The organism is Caballeronia sp. M23-90, assembly GCF_053574605.1.
On the sequence record NZ_JBSIPA010000902.1, the window covers coordinates 1 to 903 of the forward strand.

Below are 903 nucleotides of genomic sequence, written 5' to 3' on the forward strand. Positions count from 1 at the left end.
TCGATCAAAACTGGGCGGCCAGTTCCACGCCGTCTTCGCGGCGGTCGCGCAGGTCATGCAACACACGCCGCGCAGCAGTTCGCTCGTGGAGAACCTCAACTCGCGGCTGCGCAACTACTTCACGCTGCGCCGTCATCTGGGCAACCCGTACCTCGACCTGCTGCGCTTCTTCCTGAATCATCGGCGCTTCGTACGCAGCCGCCGGGCTGAACGCCAGGGCAAGAGTCCGCGCGAACTGATGACCGGCCAGGACCATCCGCACTGGCTCACGCTCCTCGGCCTCGGCTGAAGGCAGACCATGGAATGCGGCTCTTGGACGACCTGCGCGATAACCACTTGCGCCAGCAGACGGCGGCATGAAACCGGAGCCCGCCAATGCGCTTCGAGTTACCACTGATGCCAAAGTAGGCGAAATGGCCCTTTAGCATCCTGCAGAGCTTTTGATGCTGGTCCCGGACCGACCAGTGCCGCATTACCCGGCACTGCTGATTGATCGCCTTCTTGGCGCGAGCCATGCGATCCTTCGCTGTCAGTTGTCCAGGTATCGGCCGGCCTTTCCTCGACTTCACCCATACATGCGTGAACCCGAGAAAGCTGAAGCTGGTCGGCAGCACCTTGCCGTCCTCATCCGTCGCGGACTTCGGCTTGTAGCGGAAATCGACCATGACGGTCTTATCCGGGTGAAGCTCCAGCCCGTATTTGCCAAGCCGCTTGCCGAGCACCTCCAGCACCCCTGCGTGCCAATATGAGATGCGACACCTGCCTTGGACCAATTAGAGTACAAAGACAGGATGCAATTCATGGCCAATCCGATGAAATCTGTAGTGAAGCCCGTACCGCAGCCCGCTGGGATGGAAGCCGCGTTGGAGGGAGCCCGTAGGGCGAGCGCAGACGCGGCTTCCA

Annotated in this window: 2 protein-coding genes; one reads left to right on the top strand and one right to left on the bottom strand. The window is 61.1% G+C overall.

Features of this window, described 5'->3' with window-relative positions; all coding sequences use genetic code 11:
- Positions 1 to 289, top strand: a 289-nt coding sequence (locus tag ACRXB1_RS36855; protein WP_449494880.1) for a hypothetical protein, incomplete at its 5' end; no start/stop codon positions are given.
- Here the strand turns inward: ACRXB1_RS36855 and ACRXB1_RS36860 are convergent.
- Positions 267 to 731, bottom strand: coding sequence for a hypothetical protein (locus tag ACRXB1_RS36860; protein ID WP_449494881.1), 465 nt, complete (start codon positions 729 to 731; stop codon positions 267 to 269). The genes ACRXB1_RS36855 and ACRXB1_RS36860 overlap by 23 nt on opposite strands.
- Positions 732 to 903 lie beyond the last annotated feature (172 nt).